19 protein-coding genes are annotated in these 17,526 nt (G+C 44.2%); 15 read left to right on the forward strand and 4 right to left on the reverse strand.

The annotated features are described in order from the left end of the window. From H7708_RS09905 to H7708_RS09940, 8 genes are read left to right on the forward strand one after another with little or no spacing between them, the layout of a single operon-like run. A complete protein-coding gene (locus H7708_RS09905) occupies positions 1-885 on the forward strand; it encodes an acyl-CoA desaturase (RefSeq protein ID WP_223670621.1) in 885 nt (294 codons plus the stop codon). Between the two features lie 4 nt (positions 886-889). Continuing rightward, positions 890-2,152 (forward strand): NAD(P)/FAD-dependent oxidoreductase, encoded by a 1,263-nt coding sequence (locus H7708_RS09910; RefSeq protein WP_223670622.1) that lies wholly within the window; start codon positions 890-892, stop codon positions 2,150-2,152. Continuing rightward, a complete protein-coding gene (locus H7708_RS09915; RefSeq protein WP_223670623.1) occupies positions 2,139-2,939 on the forward strand; it encodes a DUF1365 domain-containing protein in 801 nt (266 codons plus the stop codon). The genes H7708_RS09910 and H7708_RS09915 overlap by 14 nt, the downstream gene beginning before the upstream one ends. A gap of 9 nt (positions 2,940-2,948) precedes the next feature. Next, entirely contained in the window at positions 2,949-4,232 is a 1,284-nt protein-coding gene (locus tag H7708_RS09920) for an SAM-dependent methyltransferase (RefSeq protein ID WP_223670624.1), read from the forward strand. After that, positions 4,214-4,768, forward strand: coding sequence for a DUF2878 domain-containing protein (locus H7708_RS09925; RefSeq protein WP_223670625.1), 555 nt, complete (start codon positions 4,214-4,216; stop codon positions 4,766-4,768). The genes H7708_RS09920 and H7708_RS09925 overlap by 19 nt, the downstream gene beginning before the upstream one ends. Further along, positions 4,758-5,546 carry a DUF1295 domain-containing protein gene (locus H7708_RS09930; protein WP_223670626.1) on the forward strand — a complete coding sequence of 263 codons (789 nt, stop codon included), beginning with the start codon at positions 4,758-4,760 and terminating at the stop codon, positions 5,544-5,546. Before H7708_RS09925 ends, H7708_RS09930 begins: the two co-directional genes overlap by 11 nt. Positions 5,547-5,549: 3 nt before the next feature. Then, positions 5,550-6,584 (forward strand): SAM-dependent methyltransferase, encoded by a 1,035-nt coding sequence (locus H7708_RS09935; protein ID WP_223670627.1) that lies wholly within the window; start codon positions 5,550-5,552, stop codon positions 6,582-6,584. Beyond that, complete coding sequence (locus tag H7708_RS09940; protein WP_223670628.1) at positions 6,548-7,873, forward strand: sensor histidine kinase; 1,326 nt, start codon at positions 6,548-6,550, stop codon at positions 7,871-7,873. Before H7708_RS09935 ends, H7708_RS09940 begins: the two co-directional genes overlap by 37 nt. Here H7708_RS09940 and H7708_RS09945 read toward each other — a convergent pair. Both H7708_RS09945 and yhbY read right to left on the reverse strand, forming a co-directional pair. Continuing rightward, positions 7,870-8,565: a response regulator transcription factor gene (locus tag H7708_RS09945; RefSeq protein WP_223670629.1), complete on the reverse strand. Its 696-nt coding sequence runs from the start codon at positions 8,563-8,565 to the stop codon at positions 7,870-7,872. The genes H7708_RS09940 and H7708_RS09945 overlap by 4 nt on opposite strands. A 17-nt stretch (positions 8,566-8,582) precedes the next feature. After that, entirely contained in the window at positions 8,583-8,879 is a 297-nt protein-coding gene (yhbY, locus tag H7708_RS09950) for a ribosome assembly RNA-binding protein YhbY (protein ID WP_223670630.1), read from the reverse strand. Positions 8,880-8,975: 96 nt separating this feature from the next. On the opposite strand from yhbY, the gene rlmE reads away from it, so the two are divergent. The 6 genes from rlmE (at position 8,976) to H7708_RS09980 (ending at position 15,626) form a co-directional block, all read left to right on the forward strand. After that, the gene (gene rlmE, locus H7708_RS09955) at positions 8,976-9,599 is read left to right on the forward strand and encodes a 23S rRNA (uridine(2552)-2'-O)-methyltransferase RlmE (protein WP_223670631.1); all 624 of its coding nucleotides are present in this window, start codon (positions 8,976-8,978) and stop codon (positions 9,597-9,599) included. 133 nt (positions 9,600-9,732) lie between these two features. Continuing rightward, on the forward strand, positions 9,733-11,649 hold the full coding sequence (gene ftsH, locus H7708_RS09960; RefSeq protein ID WP_223670632.1) for an ATP-dependent zinc metalloprotease FtsH: 1,917 nt from the start codon (positions 9,733-9,735) through the stop codon (positions 11,647-11,649). Positions 11,650-11,697: 48 nt separating this feature from the next. Further along, positions 11,698-12,519 carry a dihydropteroate synthase gene (folP, locus tag H7708_RS09965; RefSeq protein ID WP_223670633.1) on the forward strand — a complete coding sequence of 274 codons (822 nt, stop codon included), beginning with the start codon at positions 11,698-11,700 and terminating at the stop codon, positions 12,517-12,519. 11 nt (positions 12,520-12,530) lie between these two features. After that, a complete protein-coding gene (glmM, locus tag H7708_RS09970) occupies positions 12,531-13,862 on the forward strand; it encodes a phosphoglucosamine mutase (RefSeq protein WP_223670707.1) in 1,332 nt (443 codons plus the stop codon). 110 nt (positions 13,863-13,972) lie between these two features. Further along, positions 13,973-15,103: an OmpA family protein gene (locus tag H7708_RS09975; RefSeq protein ID WP_223670634.1), complete on the forward strand. Its 1,131-nt coding sequence runs from the start codon at positions 13,973-13,975 to the stop codon at positions 15,101-15,103. Positions 15,104-15,230: 127 nt separating this feature from the next. Then, the gene (locus tag H7708_RS09980) at positions 15,231-15,626 is read left to right on the forward strand and encodes a CBS domain-containing protein (protein ID WP_223670635.1); all 396 of its coding nucleotides are present in this window, start codon (positions 15,231-15,233) and stop codon (positions 15,624-15,626) included. 27 nt (positions 15,627-15,653) lie between these two features. Here H7708_RS09980 and nqrM read toward each other — a convergent pair whose 3' ends face one another. Further along, positions 15,654-15,875 carry a (Na+)-NQR maturation NqrM gene (gene nqrM / locus H7708_RS09985; RefSeq protein ID WP_223670636.1) on the reverse strand — a complete coding sequence of 74 codons (222 nt, stop codon included), beginning with the start codon at positions 15,873-15,875 and terminating at the stop codon, positions 15,654-15,656. 208 nt (positions 15,876-16,083) lie between these two features. On the opposite strand from nqrM, the gene H7708_RS09990 reads away from it, so the two are divergent. Next, complete coding sequence (locus H7708_RS09990; protein ID WP_223670637.1) at positions 16,084-16,461, forward strand: hypothetical protein; 378 nt, start codon at positions 16,084-16,086, stop codon at positions 16,459-16,461. A gap of 32 nt (positions 16,462-16,493) precedes the next feature. Here H7708_RS09990 and H7708_RS09995 read toward each other — a convergent pair whose 3' ends face one another. Next, a complete protein-coding gene (locus H7708_RS09995) occupies positions 16,494-17,498 on the reverse strand; it encodes an FAD:protein FMN transferase (protein ID WP_223670638.1) in 1,005 nt (334 codons plus the stop codon). Between the last annotated feature and the right edge of the window lie 28 nt (positions 17,499-17,526).

The following is a 17,526-nucleotide window of genomic DNA, read 5'->3' on the forward strand; positions in this document are numbered from 1 at the left end:
ATGATTTTGAAACAATGGTTTGATAATCGGGTGGTAGCCACTCAAGAAGCTGATGAAGTCGATTGGCCACGAGTCATTCCCTATATTGTAATACACTTGGCGTGCTTATTCGTGCTGGTGGTCGGCGTCAGCTGGGTAGCTATCGCCGTGTGTCTGGTGAGTTACTTTATTCGTATGTTTGCGATTACGGCATTTTACCACCGCTACTTTTCACATAAGAGCTTTAAAACCAGTCGTGTTATGCAGACTGTGTTCGCATTCCTTGGCGCGACAGCAACTCAGCGCGGCCCTCTATGGTGGGCAGCGCACCACCGTGATCACCACAAGCATGCTGACACCGATAAAGATGCGCATTCGCCAAAACATGGCTTCCTGCGGAGTCATACGCTGTGGTTCTTGACCAAGAAAAACTTTCCTACTAAAGAACAACGAGTGAAGGACTTATTAAAGTTTAAAGAATTACGTTGGCTTGATCGGTTTGATATTGTGCCGCCAATTATTTATGCAGCCCTGATTTTAGGTCTGGGAAGCTATATTGAAGCGGTTTTCCCAGAGTGGGGAGCGACCAAGTGGCAGGTTCTGATCTGGGGATATTTTGTCTCCACTATCTTGTTGTCCCATGTTACTTTTTTGATTAATTCTTTGGCCCATCGTTGGGGTTATCGTCGCTTTGACACTGATGATAACAGCCGAAACAATCCATTACTGGCGGTATTAACTTTAGGTGAGGGATGGCACAACAACCATCACAAGTACCCGGCTCTGGTGAGGCAGGGGCTTAAATGGTGGGAAATTGATATCAGTTATTATATCTTGCTGGTGATGGAAAAAATGGGACTGGTCTGGGACTTGAAAAAGACCAATAAAAAATTGGCTCAGGAGTAAGGCTGTGAAAGTAGCAGTAGTTGGCGCAGGTATTTCAGGGATATCAGCAGCAGAGTATCTTAGTGAGTTTTGTGATGTAACAGTTTTCGAGAAGAATGTCCGTATTGGTGGACATGCTGATACTCAGTGTATCGATGTGGATGGGCAAACGATTGATGTCGATACCGGTTTTATTGTTTTTAATCCAGAAAACTATCCTCGTTTTTATCAGTTATTAAAAAAATATCGGGTGGAATATCAAGATAGTGATATGAGCTTTGCGGTTAGCAACAGACTATCTGGACTGGAATATAACGCGACTTCCGTTAATCGTTTATTCTGTCAGCGCAAGAACCTGTTAAATCCCAAGTTTTATCGCATGATTAAGGATATTACCCGATTTTATAAAGAAGCCTATGAATTGCTGAAAGCGGATTATTCTAAACCAAATATTAGTCTTGGAGAGTATCTGAAAATAAATCAGTACGGGGACTACTTTATTCACGAGCATATTATTCCTATGGCCAGTGCGTTATGGTCTGGAGAAGCTAAACTGATCATGGAGTTCCCAGCACGATATCTGGTCGCGTTTATGAATAATCATAAAATGATGCAATTGGATCAGCGTCCGGTATGGAAGACTATTCGCGGTGGCTCGAAAAATTACTTAGAAGCAATTTCGAAGCAAGCGGCATTCGAAATTAAAACAGCTGCTTCAATTCGAACTATTAAGCGTAAGGAAGACGGTGTTGACATTGTGTTTAATGATGAAACCGAAAAATTTAATGCCGTAATTATGGCTTGTCATAGCGATCAGGTGCTGTCGTTATTGGAGACACCAAGTAAGAAAGAACAAGAAGTCTTGTCAGCGATTCGGTATCAGAAAAATGAAGTGTGTTTGCACCGAGACACTTCATGCTTGCCCGAAAATCGTAAGGCCTGGGCCAGCTGGAATGTCATTCGTGATGAAAAGAGCAAAGACAGATGCACGGTCAGTTATTATATGAATTTGCTGCAGTCATTACCAACCGAGACCCCGGTTATCGTCAGCTTGAATATGAATGACGACATTGAGCCAAACAAAGCGTGGAAGTACCTTGAGTATGAACATCCGGTTTATACGCAGGAAACGATCGATGCTCAGCAAAAAAGAAAGTTAATTCAGGGAAAAGCGCATACCTATTTTTGTGGTGCCTATTGGGGCTGGGGATTTCATGAAGATGGGGCCAGAAGCGGTATGGAAGCAGCCCAGGCCTTACTGGACGATATGAATTATGTTAGAGAATAGTTTAGTCAACGGCTGGATACGACACAGACGTTATTATCCCAAGCGGCATGAATTTGACTATGACATGCATTGGACACTTCTGGACTTGGATAAGATAGAGCAACAGTTTGAGCTTTCCAGGCTATGGTCTGTTGAGCGGTTTAACCTGGTTTCATATCGAAGCACAGACTTTCATCAAGGACTGTCTGCAAAGGAAGCTTTTCAGTCCAAATCTGGGGCTCAGGAAAATAAGCAGGCGGTAGTTAATAGCATTAAAGAAAAAACGGGTAAAACATTCAGCGGCAAAGTTTTTATGCTATCGCATTTACGCAGCTATGGTTATAACTTTAACTCTGTCTGTTTCTATTTTTGTTATGCCCAATACCAGCTGCAATTTATTATCTGTGAAATTACAAATACCCCATGGGGTGAACGTCATAGCTATATTCTGGACTGCGAAGAAAAGCAGAGAACAAATAATCCAGAAGACGTATTTCAATTTGAGTTTGATAAAGCCTTTCATGTTTCACCGTTCCTTCAAATGAATATGACATACCGCTGGACTTTTAAGATCAACGAGCAGGGCGTTCGTGTTCATATGGTGGTGTTAAAAGATGACAAAGAAAAATACTTTGACGCCACATTCACAGGGCAATTTGTATCCTTGAATAAGAAAGCTATGACACGAATCGCGACTCGTTATGCCTTGCAACCTTTAAAGATGAGTCTGTGTATTTATTGGCAGGCATTTAAATTATGGTTAAAGCGAGTGACATTTTACGAACATCCGAAGCACCACCAATCATAGGAGTTGATGATGCCAGAAGCATCCCGTACAGAAAAAACGATACCAGCGATGGAGAGGCAAGGCCAGAGAAAATTGAGCGCTATGATGAGATTGATACGTCAGCAGGTAAAAGGGCATCTTGATCAGCTTGAGAATGGTTTTATTACGGTATCAGATCCTATGGAAACCTATGCTTGTGGTGCCCAGCAGTCTGAGCTGGCGGTGAACTTAACGGTGCGCGATATGGACTTTTATCGAGCGGTTGCTATGGAAGGTAGCAACGGTGCCGCGCAAGCGTATATCGATGGCAAATGGACGGTCGATGACTTAACTGGGTTGATACGAATTTTAGTGCGTAATATAGAGGTGCTGGATGATATGGAGGGCGGCCTGGCCTGGGTAAAAAATAGTATCCTGAAGATCTGGCATTACTTTAATAAAAACAGTAAGGACGGTAGTCGTCAGAATATTGCGGCACATTATGATCTCGGTAATGACTTCTTTAAGTTGTTTCTGGATAAGCACATGATGTATTCCTCAGCAATCTTCACCCAAGAAACGACCAGTCTGGAAGAAGCCTCGGAGCTAAAATTAACGACCATTTGTGAAAAGTTAGCACTAAATTCCGGAGATCATTTACTGGAGATCGGCACTGGCTGGGGTGGTATGGCTCTTTTTGCCGTCAAGCATTATGGCTGCCATGTAACAACTACCACCATTTCTAATGAGCAGTACCAGTATGCTAAGTCGCGTGTCGAAGAAGAAGGTTTAAGTGATAAAGTTACTGTACTTAAAGCGGATTATCGCGACTTAACGGGACAGTATGACAAACTGGTGTCCGTGGAAATGATTGAGGCTGTTGGTCATCAATATTTGGATACCTATACCAGGAAGTGCAGTGATTTATTAAAGCCAGATGGTTTAGCCTTAATCCAGGCGATTACGATTCAGGACTATCGCTATCAGCAAGCATTAAAATCGGTTGATTTCATTAAGCGCTATATCTTTCCTGGCAGTTTTATCCCCTGCGTTTCAGCGGTGGTGTCGAGTGCTGCGAAACAGTCGGATTTACGGCTGATCAACTTGGAGGACTTTGGCGAGAGTTATGCCAAAACGTTGCATCACTGGCATCAACGTTTTAGGGATGAATTGGATGAAATTCGTAAACAGGGTTTTAACGATGAGTTCATTCGCATGTGGGAGTTTTATTTTTGTTATTGCGAGGGTGGCTTTATTGAGAAGTCGATCAGTGACACTCACATGCTATTTGCAAAAGACAGAAATATGAGGCCACAATGGCTAGCCTTACGTTAAGCAAAAATCTGGTTAACTTCTTACTGTTTCAGTTGGCATGGGTTGGTTTTGTCGTTGGTGCCGCCAATGACTTTATCGTCCTGGGTGTGGTTGCATTATTGATCATGCTGCTATGGCAATTATGGCCGTCGAGAAGAGCTGACAGCGACATCGGGCTAATCGTCACTAGTATGCTGATAGGTAGTGTTACAGGAACCGTATGGGCTGCTACCGGTTTAATCGAATTCCGCTCTCACTGGCCACTGGACTGGTTGGCGCCCTGGTGGATTGTCGCCATGTGGGCATCTTTTGGCGCGACCTTAAACCATTCTCTGTTGTGGATACAGCGCTCGCCCTGGTTAGCCGCCGTGCTGGGGGCAATCGGCGGGCCAGCATCGTATGCAGCAGCAGCAAGGATTGGCGCCGTCACAATTGAAGATTTTTGGCTGACCATGGCTTTAATGTCAGTAGCCTGGTTCCTGGCGCTATTGGTCTTAATGCGTGTGGCTGGCGTGTGCTCTGCAATAAAGAAGGAGAGGCTGGCCGATGTCTGGTAGCTCAATTTTGTGGTGGCTACTGGCTGCAAATATCACTGCCCAGCTGTTAGCCTGGCTATGGCAGGTTAGAGTCCGGCATGCCGATATTGCCGATATCGTATGGGCCGGAATGTTAGCACTCAATGGCTGTGTACTGTTTATCTTAAGCGATGCCAGCTGGCACCATCGATATGTCTTACTCATTATTCCTGTTCTCTGGTATTTACGATTATTTATTCACCTGCTTTCTCGTTATGACTTGCAGCACGAAGACGGACGCTATCAGTATTTACGACAGCATTGGCATCAAAGCACTCAGCTAAAGTTTTTATTATTCTTTATTGGTCAGGGTGTGTTGATAAGCCTGTTCAGTATTCCGGCCTGGGTGTTATCTCAAGAGCAGAGCGAACTTAATGCCTTAGACGTTATAGCGGTTATGATTCTGATTGTTTCATACATTGGTATTTGGCTATCGGATAAGCAGTTAGCACAGTTTAAGAAGAAGCATAAAACTTCTGGCAACGTTTGTCGTATCGGCTTGTGGCGTTATTCTCGTCATCCGAATTATTTCTTCGAGTGGTTGCACTGGTTTGCTTACCCTTTGTTGGTTTCCGGTAATGACTGGAGTTGGCTGCTGTGGATTTATCCATTCATTATGCTGGTTTTTTTGCTCAAGCTCACGGGCATACCCTTTAACGAGCAACAGAATATTCGTAGCAAGGGAGAAGCGTATCGACAATATCAACGTGAGACCAGTATGTTTTTTCCTATGCCTCCACAAACTTCGCATAAGGAGTGATTTGTGATTAGAACCTTGATTCAACTGATGGAGTCAGGAAAGCTGCCTGACTTTATGATAAGAGCGGGTATCCGTAAGCTTTGTCAGCAACGTCTCAAAGAAGAATTTATTGATGAGGTTGAACAGCAAAGCGGTAAGTATAAGACATTCTTAAATGAGCTACGAAAAAGTCAGTTAGCGATTCAGACCGATAAAGCTAATGAGCAACACTATGAAGTACCGGCAGATTTCTATCTAAAAGCACTGGGTGAGCACTTGAAATATAGTGGCTGTTTGTGGGAGCAGCAGACCAATAGTCTTGAGCAGGCGGAAGTGGCAATGCTTGAGCTATATACTCAGCGTGGTCAGTTTAAGGATGGTCAGGAGATACTGGAGTTAGGTTGTGGCTGGGGTTCCTTAACGCTGTATTTAGCGCATAAGTATCCAAACAGTCATATTACGACGTTATCAAATTCTAACTCGCAGCGAGAGTTTATCGAACAAAAAGCACGCGAGCGAGGTTTGAATAATATTGAGGTGCTTACGGTCGATATAAACGACTTTGATACTGAACGCCTCTATGATCGAATCGTCTCGATTGAGATGTTTGAGCACATCCGCAATTATCAGCACCTGTTTAATAATATTGCTAAATGGCTAAACGATACAGGAAAGGTATTCATTCATATTTTCTGTCACCGCTACTTAATGTACCCGTTTGAAGAAGAGGGTGACGATAACTGGATGGGAAAATATTTTTTCAGCGGTGGGCAGATGCCGGCTGCTGACACTTTCTTAAATTTTCAGCACAGTTTGTGCCTCGATGAGCGTTGGCTACTCAGTGGGCAGCACTATGAGAAAACCGCTAATGCATGGTTAGAAAACATGGATCGCAACTCAACGGAGATTTTATCTATCTTTGAAAAGGTGTATGGTGGCAGTGAGGCGAAAGTCTGGTTGCAACGATGGCGAATCTTTTTTATGGCTTGTGCTGAGCTGTTCGGGTATCGCCAAGGCAATGAATGGGTTATTGCTCACTACCGATTCACCAGGAAATAAAGAGTGATGATATGGCGCGTAAGCAACGGGGAATACATTATAAACTGATCAAGGCCATGGCTATCCAGCTGGTATTGATCAGCGGTGTTACCTTGTTAAGTGTTTATGGTGCAGGAAAAGTTGTTGAGAAAGTCCTGATCAAAGAAGCGTTGGATGGCGAAGCTGAATTTTACTGGAATCATTATCAAAACGATCCCGACTTTCATCTACCAAGAACATTGAACCTGACGGGGTACATGGAAGATGCGGTGCATTCCGAGTCGGTGCCAGAAGATATCGCACAGCTTCCGGTGGGCTATCAGCGATTGGAAACACGGGAAAAGAGACCCCTGGTTCATGTCTCGGAACGCTATGGCAAAAAACTCTACCTGGTGTTTGAAGAGGGACAGGTGGCCCGCCTGGCATTATTTTTCGGTATTACGCCGTTAGCATTGGTACTGCTGATTATTTATTTGCCAGCCTGGATTAGTTATTTAATGGCTAAGCGTGCGGTTTCTCCGGTTATTAAACTGTCGCGCAAAATGGAGAATGTCGATGGTAATGATGGCTTTGAAATCGACTTTTCAGATCTTGAGGAAAATGCCGACGCTGAAGTTACCGTTCTGCTCGATGCATTTAAGCAGTATGCGAAAAAAGTCTCTGAATATATCGAGCGAGAGAAAAATTTTACCCGTTACGCCAGTCATGAACTGAGAACCCCCTTAGCGGTGTTAAAGGGCTCCATTGCCGTACTGGAGCGGCAGTCGTTAGAGCCAAGGCAGCAGGCCGTGGTTGATCGTATGCGACCCATGATTCAGGAGATGGAAGATCTGTTGGAAGCCCTGTTACTGTTATCGAGAGAGCAACAACCAGAGCTTCCGGAGCAGCCGATTCTATTGAATGAACTGGTCAGCCAGCAACTGCGGCAGATCCAAAAGTTAAATCAGGATAAAGACATTAAAGTAATTACTGACTTCCAGCAAAAGCTGGAACGAGTCGTACCAGAGCGATTGTTCTGTATCTGTATTAACAATCTTATTAGTAATGCCTTTAATTACACTGATAAGGGTAAAATACTTGTCTTAATCAACAGTGACTCGATCGTGATTGAAGATACAGGCTGTGGGATTAGTGAGAAAGCTTTAAAACGTATCCATGAGCCTTTTTTCCGGGTAAACCGAGAGAATAGCACTGTGAAAGGTTTTGGTCTGGGCCTGTCCATAGTCTATCGCATCTGTGAGCAACTCGATTGGGAGCTGTCGATTGAGAGTCAGCCTGGCGAAGGCACTAGAGTAACGCTAAAATTTTAGTCGTTATTGTTTTCTGGTGGTGTTATCTTAATACCGAGACTTGGCACCGTATGCAGCAAAGAGCAGCTAAAAGGTTTATCGATAACTTTTCGCAAGTTGTAGAGGTGGCTGCGTAAAACATCGCTGTTCGGCACTATATCGCCCCACAGTTCACGTTCTAATTCTTCTCGTGTGACCAGCTCCGGTGAGCGGCGCATTAGCATCTTCAGAATTTGCAGACCGGTTGGAGAGAGCTTCAGTTTTTTTCCAGCTCGAGTGACCTGCATGGTTTTCGGGTTCAGCTCCAGGTCGTGGATCTTTAAAGATTTACTGCTGAACTCGCCTTTATGTCGTTTAATGATCGACTGTAGACGGGCGTTAAGTTCTTCAAAATCAAAAGGTTTTATCAGGTAATCATCGGCGCCAGTATCGAAGCCTTCCAGCTTGTCTTTTAATTGATCGCGAGCCGTTAGCATTAAAACCGGAATATCTGACTCTTCTTCTTCCCTGATTTTTCGGCAAATTTCATAACCATTCATCCCTGGCAGCATAATATCCAGTATCAGTGCATCGTAATCATTGGTCTGGGCCAGATTAAGACCCGTAGGGCCATCACTGGCGTAATCGACAATATAACCGCAAAGCTCAAGAAACTCGCCTGTGGTAGCTGCTAATTCAGCATGATCTTCCACTAAAAGAACACTATAGGCCACGATCCTGCCCTTTAATTTTATTTAGGTAGGATGATTTTTGCATCATCTGAGCGGCGGTACAAGGCTAAAATATGACCAATTACTTGTACTTCTTGAGCCTTACATTTGTCACAGATAGCTTTTATGATAGATTTCTTGTCTTCCCGTTCTTCGGTACGAATACGAATTTTGATGAGTTCGTGATGGTTTAGGGCGTTATTGATTTCTTCCAGCACGTTTTCGGTAAGCCCTTTGTCACCTATCATGACAACTGGTTTGAGCTTGTGGGCCTTGCTGCGAAGGAATTTGAGTTGTGTTTTACTGAGTTTGGACATTTAATAAACTAAAGTAGTGAGAATGGAAGTTATTTTAACGCAAAAAAGGTACAATAGAGACCTTATTTTAACCGATAAAAGTAATTTCCTAAATTTATGTCTCGTACTAAAAGCAGTCAGCGCTGGATGAAAGAGCATTTTGATGATCCCTATGTCAAGCGTTCACAAAAAGAAGGCTATCGCTCGCGCGCTGTATACAAGCTGGAAGAGCTGGATAAAAAGTACAAATTAATTAAGCCAGGGTGTACTATTGTGGACTTGGGGGCGGCACCAGGCGGATGGTCACAATACGCCGCTTATAAAGTGGGGGATAGGGGGGCAATCTTTGCCTTAGATATACTGGCAATGGATCCGTTACCGGATGTGTCCTTTATTCAGGGGGATTTCAGAGAAGAGTCGGTCTTGAATCAGCTGATGGAAGCCATTGGCGAACAGAAGGCTACCCTTGTTTTATCCGATATGGCCCCCAATATGAGTGGAATGGATGCGATTGATCAGCCAAAAGCTATGTATTTGGCTGAGCTGGCGTTAGAGCTGGCACGAGATGTGTTAAGCCAGGGCGGCAGCTACGTGGTTAAGGTATTTCAGGGAGAAGGTTTTGACGACTATATTCGTCAGTGCCGAGAGAGTTTTAGTAAAGTGATGATTCGTAAACCCGATGCTTCACGCGCTCGTTCGCGCGAAGTCTATGTTATAGGGCAAGGGTTTAAAGCGGTATAACGCCTACCGTAAAGTAAGGTTATGGACAATGTTACGTTTTGTTAATATTTTGGGCTTATCAATAACGCAAAGCGTGGCATAATGTTGAGTCAGAATTTAAAGACAGGATGCTGTCAAAGTTGAGGTTCGAATTTTGAGCGATTTAGTGAAAAATATTCTATTTTGGGTAATAGCGGCGGTGATTTTGTTCGTCGTCATCGATGCCATTCAGGAAAAACAGCTCGATGATAGTAAAGTTGCGTTTTCTGAATTTGTAGAGAAGATTGAAGCGAAAGAAGTCGAAGACGTTGTCATTAATCCCAATAATGCCGTTGTTTCTGGTAGAGACTCGGGTTCGAATCGTGAAGTGAGAGCGGAAATTCCAGCAGGCGGCTCTGAAAAGCTGAATGAAATCTTACTGGATAATAAAGTAAAATATTCTGGTAAAAAACGTGAAAGTGGCGGTTTTGGCACTTTCCTGTTGAGCTTTGGTCCGATTTTATTGTTGATTGCGGTATGGATTTATTTCATGCGCCAAATGCAGGGCGGCGGTAAAGGTGGCGGCGCTTTATCCTTCGGTAAGAGTAAAGCCCGTATGCTGAGCGAAGATCAGGTGAAAACAACTTTTGCTGACGTAGCGGGCGTGGAAGAAGCCAAAGAGGAAGTTGGTGAATTGGTCGACTTCCTGCGTGACCCACGTAAGTTCCAGCGTCTGGGCGGTAAAATTCCGCGTGGCGTGTTGATGGTAGGCCCTCCCGGTACTGGTAAAACGTTGCTGGCGAGAGCGATTGCAGGCGAAGCCAAAGTGCCTTTCTTTACCATTTCGGGTTCCGATTTCGTGGAAATGTTTGTCGGTGTCGGTGCCTCGCGGGTTCGTGATATGTTTGAACAGGCGAAAAAGCATGCGCCATGTATTATTTTCATCGATGAGATTGACGCTGTTGGTCGTCATCGTGGCGCTGGTCTTGGTGGTGGCCACGACGAGCGTGAACAAACCTTGAACCAGTTATTGGTCGAAATGGATGGTTTTGAAGGCGGTGAAGGCGTGATTGTTATTGCCGCCACTAACCGTCCGGATGTACTCGATCCGGCGTTATTACGTCCGGGCCGATTTGATCGCCAAGTGATTGTTGGTCTGCCAGATATTAAAGGGCGTGAACAAATTATTAAAGTTCACATGCGTAAAATTCCAATTGACGATGATGTTGAGCCGAGCTTGATTGCTCGTGGTACACCGGGCTTTTCTGGTGCCGACTTGGCAAATCTGGTTAATGAAGCTGCTTTATTCGCTGCACGCGATAATAAGCGTACGGTTGGCATGGAGCAGTTTGAGAAGGCTAAAGATAAAATCCTGATGGGCGCTGAGCGCCGCTCTATGGTGATGACCGAAGAGGAAAAACTCAACACGGCTTACCATGAGGCTGGCCATGCTATCGTTGGTTTACGTGTTCCGAGCCATGACCCTGTGTATAAGGTTAGTATTATTCCTCGTGGCCGCGCGCTTGGTGTAACCATGTATTTACCCGAGCAGGACAGATACTCATTGTCCAAAGAAGCGCTGGAAAGTCAGTTATCATCACTGTTCGGTGGCCGTATCGCTGAAGAAATATTAAACGGCGCTGATAAAGTCACTACCGGAGCTTCTAATGATATTGAACGTGCCACAGACATTGCACGTAATATGGTGACGAAATGGGGCTTATCGGAGAAGTTAGGGCCTTTATCTTATGCGGAAGATGAGGATGAGGTCTTCCTCGGTCGTTCAGTGACACAGCATAAGAATATTTCTGATGATACCGCTCGTCTGATTGATGCCGAAATTCGTGATATTATCGATCGTAACTATGGTCGCGCGAAGAAAATATTAACGGATGATATCGACAAGTTACATGCTATGGCTAAGGCCTTGATGAAGTATGAGACCATTGATGCTAAGCAGATTGATGACATCATGAAGGGGGATGAACCTCAACCTCCTGCAGACTGGTCTGAAAAGAGTGCTCAAAAGGATGAGCGAGACAATGAGAAGGAACAATCTGAAGGCGAGAGTCCAAACCAAACTGAAGATTAAACGTAAGGGCCTTCGTGGCCCTTTTTTCATGGAGCAGTTCACAATTCTATGAAGACGATGGAAGCTTTATTATCTCAGGATCGTCCCCTGATCATGGGGATCTTAAACACCACCCCTGACTCCTTTTCAGATGGCGGAAAGTACTTACAGCGAGAAGAAGCCATTCGGCAAATCGAAGCTATGATGCAAAGTGGAGCCGACATCATTGATATTGGCGGCGAGTCAACAAGACCCGGCGCATCAGACGTTTCGTTGCAGCAGGAGCTAGAACGAGTGCTGCCTTTGATTGAGGCTGCAAAAGGCATGGGCGCCGTGGTTTCAGCAGATACCAGCAAAGCAGGCGTTATGCAGGAAGCGATTAAGTTGGGCGCTGATCTGATAAACGATGTTCGGGCGTTACAAGAGCCAGATACAATTGATGTTGTTGCGATGAGCAATGTGCATGTCTGCTTGATGCATATGCAGGGAAGTCCACGAACGATGCAACAGTCACCACATTATGATGATGTGGTAGCCGAGATTCAGGATATGTTAAGGAAGCGAATTGCAGAATGCGCTCAACATGGTATCGATAAGAGTCGCATCATTATTGACCCTGGTTTTGGTTTCGGTAAAACACTGAGCCATAATTGCCAATTAATGCGTTCGTTAGCTGAACTGCAAGCTTTGGGCTGCCCTGTTCTGGTTGGTGTGTCGAGGAAACGAATGATTGGTGACATCCTTGATGTTGAAGTGAATGAGCGTCTGGTGGGGAGCGTTACCGCTGCAGTATACGCTGTTCAAAAGGGCGCTAAGATTGTACGTGTACACGACGTTAAAGAAACCGTACAGGCAGTAAAGATTATTCAGACATTTGAAAATTATAAGTAGGCAACATGACAATGAATGAAAGACGATATTTTGGTACCGATGGCATACGGGGCACGGTTGGGCAGTTTCCAATTACGCCAGAGTTTGTATTGAAACTGGGCTGGGCTTTGGGACAGGTACTTGGCAATAATGGCAAGGTGGTTATTGGGAAAGATACCCGTATTTCTGGTTATATGTTTGAGTCGGTGCTGGAAGCCGGATTGACTGCTGCTGGTGTGGATAGTCTGTTAGTCGGACCTATGCCAACGCCTGCTATAGCCTATTTAACGAGGACTTTGCGAGCTGATGCCGGGATCGTCATCAGCGCTTCTCATAACCCGTACCACGATAATGGCATTAAGTTTTTTGCTGCGGATGGTACCAAGTTTCCAGATGAAGTTGAGTTAGAAATTGAGTTGTTACTGGATAAAGACATGGTTACTTTAGACAGTAAACAATTAGGTAAGGCATTCCGTATCAGTGATGCGGCGGCTCGTTACATTGAATTTTGCAAAGCCAGTTTTCCCAATAATTTGTCACTAAAAGGACAGAAACTGGTGGTAGATTGTGCACATGGAGCAACGTATCACATCGCACCTTACGTCTTTAGAGAGTTAGGTGCAGAGGTTATTGAGATTGGTAATAAACCCGATGGGTTGAATATTAATTTAGAGTGTGGCGCGACTGATACCGAAGCGTTATCGCAGAAAGTAATTAAAGAGCAGGCAGATTTAGGCGTTGCTTTTGATGGCGATGGCGACAGAGTCATGATGGTTGATAGCCAGGGTCGCTTGGTCAACGGCGATCAACTTATTTGGTTGTTGGCAAAATATTTGCAAGACAACAAAAGATTGAATGGTGGTGTCGCTGGTACGCAAATGACTAACATGGCATTGGAGGTTGATTTCGAACAGCATGGCATCCCATTCGTTCGAACAAAAGTTGGTGATCGCTATGTGATGCAGGCTTTAAAAGAGCATCAATGGAAACTGGGTGGTGAGTCTTCTGGACATGTTATTTGTCTGGATTATAACTCAACGGGTGACGGGATAATTTCGGCGCTACAGCTGCTGAAAGCTCTTTCGTCTTCACAGCAAACATTACAACAGTTTGTCGATGAGCACCCACTTTTTCCGCAAACTCTGATTAATGTAAGAGTAAAAAATGCGGATAAGATTTTACAAAGTGATACTTTGAAAAATGTTATAGCTGAGGTCGAAAAAGAGTTAAAGGATTCTGGTCGAGTGCTCATTCGCAAGTCAGGCACAGAGCCATTAATCCGGGTTATGGTTGAGGCGAGAGACAAAGATTTAGCAGATAAGTTTGCAGAAAAGATTGCAGGCGAAGTCGAGCAACTTGTGTAGAACATTGTAAAATTGTACAAAGTTGCGTATATTTTTGAGTGTAAGTTATTGTATTACTATATAATACAATCTCTTTGAAACATAGGAAAAGAAGGAAAGAGGGCAATATTATGAAGAAGAAACTGATTGCAGCAGCATGCATGTTGGCTCTGGGTTCAACAGCATACGCTGGAGAAAGTGAAGTGAAAGACCGCCATGGTTTTTATAGTTATATCGGTATCCATCAGCTTGACCTGGATGTAGCTAGAGAAACGAATGAACGTGTCGGTGGTAACTTTGGTCTTGGCTGGGCTTTTAATAAGAACTGGCAGATCGAAGGCTTATATAACTACACCGATGATGCATTTAATAGTGCTGTTGGCGCTCGTACTGACATTGAAACTTACGGTCTGGATGTCATGTATAACGATACTAACTGGTTCGGTAGTACCCAAACGCATCCATTTGTCAAAGTTGGTTATGGTAAACATGAAGATAAGTACGATGTGTACCATGAAGATTTTGAAGATGAGTTTTATAAAGTTGGTTTAGGTATACAGCACTTCGCTAACGATAATGTATTCATGCGTGTTGGCCTGGATTTCTTAGATTCGGGTGAGCGTGGTGATGACAAGAATGCATACTTCAACATTGGTTATTTCTTCGGGGAAACTGTTCGTGCTGGAGCAGCACCGAAAGTTGAGCCAAAGGAAGAAGCGAAAGATTCTGATGGTGACGGCGTATTAGACGCTGACGATCGCTGTCCGGGCACTCCAGCTGGTGCTGCAGTCGATGCTTATGGCTGCGCTTTAGACAGTGATGGAGACGGCGTTGCAGATTACAAAGACGCATGTCCAAACACTGAAGCTGGTGCACAGGTTGACGAGAAAGGTTGTAAAATTCAACCGAAAGAAGAAGTTGTCGTCGATATGCGTTTGAACTTCGCTGTTGATAAATACGCAATCAAACCGGAAATGGTTTCTGAAATTGCAAAAGTAGCTGAGTTCTTGCGTCAATATCCAGACGTAAACGCGCAGATCCAAGGCCATACTGATAGCACTGGTTCAAATAAATATAACCAGGGGCTTTCTGAGCGTCGCGCAAATTCAGTGAAAGATTACTTAATCAATAACTTCGGTATTGATGCTTCACGTTTGAGCGCTGTAGGTTATGGTGAAGAGCGTCCAATCGCTGATAACGCAACCGAAGAAGGCCGTGCACTGAATCGTCGTGCTGAGGCTCATGCTGAAACTATGAAATAATTATTAGTTCTACAATAATTATTGAGTATTACAAAGCCCGGCATCTGCCGGGCTTTGTTTTTTGAAACAAATAAGCTACTATCAAAGTGAGCTAATAAAAAATATCAATACCGAAAAGGAGTTGCCTATGCTTAAATCGGTTACTGTGCGTGACTATATGACTTCAGCGATGATTACTTTAAAGCCAGAGACGGATGTTGTTGAAGCAGCACAAACCATGATGGAGTACAGACTTACAGGAGCTCCAGTGCTCGACAACCATAATCGTCTGGTTGGCTTCTTATCAGAGAAGGATTGTCTGCACACAGTGTTAAGTGCAATTTATCATGGGGACTTAGGCGATAGAGTTATGGATCGGATGACCAAGGAAGTTAGAACGGTTCATCCTGACGACAGTATTGCGGACGTTGCTGAACGTTATTTACAGGACAATTGCCGTATGTATCCTGTGGTGGAGAAAAGCCAATTAGTAGGTATGATTTCCAGACAGAGTATTTTGAAAGCATTTCAACATTTTTCGTAACGGTGCTGGGTAGAAGAGAAAGCCTGTTTACTCTTCTACTACAGTAACATCGAGCCGATGCTCATTATTTCTTAAGCGAGCGCGCTTCTTCGCGCAGGGCTTTTCACAATCGCAGGCTTTTTCAATCCCAAGGGCGTCTAATCCCCCGCAACTCCCGCTAATTCGCTTTTGCTGCACAAGATAACCGATGGCCATAATGACAATAACGGCGATAAATAGAAAAAAAGCTAAGAAGAACGTGCTACTCATAATGGTGTGGGCTTGCTGTCTGAGCCCTCATTCTACCATAGCTTTCAGTTAGATTTATAGTCTAAAAAACATGCAAAAAAGAGCAAGGGTAAAAATGGGTAAGGACCGAAATTTGCCCGTTTTTGACCGGGAAATTGCTATTTCAGGCCCAAGCTCTGCTGCTAACCTGAGCGCTCCCTTATACGTCAGAATAAAACAGGAGAGTCTAATGAAGTACTTATTGAGTTTAGCTATATTAGCTGGGGCGGGTCTTAGCCATGCTCAGGAGTTTAACCATGGCGATCATAATGATCCCTATAACCAATTCTATGATGGTACTGAAAGCGTCAATTGCGGCAGTATGAGTTTGTCACAATGTTCATCCAGTGGTGTGCTACTGCCAATATTAGATACGCGTTGTACTAACAAGGTAACGACTACCGATAATGGAGGATTGGTGGCTTATGGCGATCCCTATTATCACTCAGTGAGTGAGTTTGATGTGGTTATTCAATCGGCCAGCGGTCCGTCACCTTATCTCTTAACGGTAAGTTTCAAGTGTGGAGGCTACTTACATCCTGGTATCAGATACTCGTTTTCAGAGTAGGCTAGAAAAGCTGGAGCAACTGCTCCAGCTTTCTATTGCTGCAAAATAAGAGAGGAAAACAGGGACGACTGCTGAGTTATCAACTTATCATCCTGATAATCGATTAAGAAGACGGGCAGCTGGTGCTTCTCTGCGAATACCAGGGCCTTATCGGATCCCATTACCGTCAGGGCGGTAGCGTACGCATCAGCATACATGTTGCTCGCATGGACTACTGAAACGGAGGTTAGTGTATGGGTGACAGGATAGCCGGTGTTAGGAGCAATCGTATGTGAAAAACGTTTCCCATCAACTTTAAAGTAGTTTCGGTAGTCACCCGATGTGGCAATAGAAGTGTCAGACAGCCCCACCAGGAGCATTTTTTGTTGTTTGACACCAGTGGGTTTCTCGATAGCTATACGCCAGGCAGCGCCCGTAGGATTCACTCCTTTTGCTTTAGTTTCACCACCAATCTCGACCAGATAGTCGTGTACACCGTGTTGCTCTACGATGTTAGCGACTCGATCAACGCCATACCCTTTAGCAATTGCCGACAGGTTGATTGTAATGTCCGGATGTTTTTTGCTGATACATTGCTGTGCTACATCATAGTGAAGCTTGTCGGTACCGACCTGCGCCAATAATTTCTCTATTTCATCATCGGAAGGAAGCCTCTCGTCATACTCGTCTGCGTCAAAGCCCCAGCGTGAGATGAGTGGACCTAAGGTAATGTCGAAGGCCCCATTGGTTTCCTCATAGACGGTTTTAGCAGCAAGCAGCACTTCCCATGTTTTATCAGAAAAAGTAAAACACGTGTCATCCTGTAATTGGTTGAACTGATTGATTTCACTATCAGGGATGTAAGTGGACATCAGTTGGTTAATATCTTTCAGTTCCACCTCAAGATCCTGATAAATCGCTTGAGGAGAAGCCTGATCGGATTTGACGATGACACTGTAGGTAGTGCCCATGGTACTGCCAGTTATTTTACTGTACTGAGGCTCTTCTGAGCATGCTAAGAGCACTAAAGAAAGTATAAACAAAATGGTTAAACGCATAGTGATAAACCTTAGAAATAAGCAGGCA

This window comes from Kangiella shandongensis (assembly GCF_020005365.1).
GTDB lineage: Bacteria > Pseudomonadota > Gammaproteobacteria > Enterobacterales > Kangiellaceae > Kangiella > Kangiella shandongensis.